The following is a 1,639-nucleotide window of genomic DNA, read 5'->3' as shown; positions in this document are numbered from 1 at the left end:
ACGGGACGAGGTTCCGGGCCGAACGCGTCGACGCGAACGACGACGAGGCGGTGGTCGCGCTGCTGCGGCGGTACGCCTGCGACGTCCTGCTCAACGCCACCGACCCGCGCTTCGTCGAGCCCCTGTTCCGGGCGGCCCGCACCGCCGGAGCCACGTATGTCGACATGGCGATGTCGCTGTCCCGGCCGCACCCGGAGCGCCCGTACGAGGAGTGCGGGGTCATGCTCGGCGACGCGCAGTTCGCGCAGGCGGCCGAGTGGGAGAAGGCGGGTGCCCTGGCGCTCGTCGGCATGGGGGTGGAGCCGGGCCTGTCGGACGTCTTCGCCCGGTACGCCGCCGACGAACTGTTCCACGAGATCGAGGAGATCGGCATCCGCGACGGCGCCGACCTCACCGTCGACGGCCACGACTTCGCGCCCTCGTTCAACATCTGGACCACCATCGAGGAGTGCCTCAACCCGCCGGTGGTCTACGAGGCCGACCGCGGCTGGTTCACCACCGAACCCTTCAGCGAGCCCGAGGTGTTCGACTTTCCCGAGGGCATCGGGCCCGTGGAGTGCGTGAACGTGGAGCACGAGGAGGTCCTGCTGGTTCCGCGCTGGGTCGGCGCCCGCCGGGTCACCTTCAAGTACGGCCTCGGCGAGGACTTCATCCGCACCCTGAAGACCCTGCGTCTGCTCGGTCTCGACCGCACCGAGCCGGTGACCGTGCCCGGCCCCGACGGTCCGGTCGCCGTCTCGCCGCGGGACGTCGTCGCCGCCTGCCTGCCCGACCCCGCGACCCTGGGTGAGCGCATGCACGGCAAGACCTGCGCGGGCACCTGGGTGCGGGGCGTGAAGGACGGCGCGCCGCGCGAGGTGTACCTGTACCACGTGGTCGACAACCAGTGGTCGATGGCCGAGTACGGCTGCCAGGCGGTGGTGTGGCAGACCGCCGTCAATCCCGTCGTCGCCCTCGAACTCCTGGCCGACGGCGTGTGGTCGGGCGCGGGCGTCCTCGGCCCCGAGGCGTTCCCGGCCGTTCCGTTCCTCGATCTGCTCACCGAGTACGGCTCGCCCTGGGGCATCCGGGAACAGTGATGTGCGTCTTGGAGGACCGCGCCGCTGTTTGACGGCGCGTCGAGAGGTCACCCGCAGGCGAGTGGTTCACATTGTTCCTCCACAAGCGCACACACGATTCCGATCGCAGGTGACTTCCATGGACGACTGGCGATTCCGTGCCGAGTGCCGGACCGAGGACCCCGATCTGTTCTTCCCGGTCGGCACCTCGGGACCGTCGCTGCTCCAGGCCGAGCAGGCGAAGGCCGTCTGCACGCCCTGTCCCGTGCGGGAGCGGTGTCTGGAGTTCGCGCTGGACACCGGGCAGGCCCTCGGGATCTGGGGCGGCACGGACGAGACGCAACGGCGCGCGCTGAAGCGCCGCCTGAACGCCCGGCGGCACTCGGGACAGTCGGGCTAGGACGCCGCTCCCCCGCCCTCCCGACGGCCCCGGCGGTCGCGTCCCCGCGGACCGCACCCGGGTCGGGGGCCCCCCCCGGGGGGGGGGCCCGGCGCGGGCCGGCGCGGCGGGCGCGGGCCGGGGGGGGGGTGGGGGGGGGGGACCCCCGGGGCGGGCCCGGGGTGGGGGGGGTTTTGGGGGA

The 1,639-nt window shown here is 72.9% G+C and carries 2 protein-coding genes; both read left to right on the top strand.

Annotated elements, in window-relative coordinates; translation table 11 throughout:
* A partial coding sequence (locus ABT085_RS46255) for a saccharopine dehydrogenase family protein (RefSeq protein WP_351623223.1) occupies positions 1–1,079 on the top strand: 1,079 nt, incomplete at its 5' end.
* A gap of 118 nt (positions 1,080–1,197) precedes the next feature.
* The gene (locus ABT085_RS46250) at positions 1,198–1,458 is read left to right on the top strand and encodes a WhiB family transcriptional regulator (protein ID WP_351623221.1); all 261 of its coding nucleotides are present in this window, start codon (positions 1,198–1,200) and stop codon (positions 1,456–1,458) included.
* Positions 1,459–1,639: the final 181 nt, after the last annotated feature.

Origin of the sequence: Streptomyces sp. NPDC002265 (genome assembly GCF_040296125.1) — a bacterium.
Classification (GTDB): Bacteria; Actinomycetota; Actinomycetes; order Streptomycetales; family Streptomycetaceae; genus Streptomyces.
The sequence above is the reverse complement of the archived record's forward strand: the minus strand, read 5'-3'. Positions and strand labels throughout refer to the sequence as shown.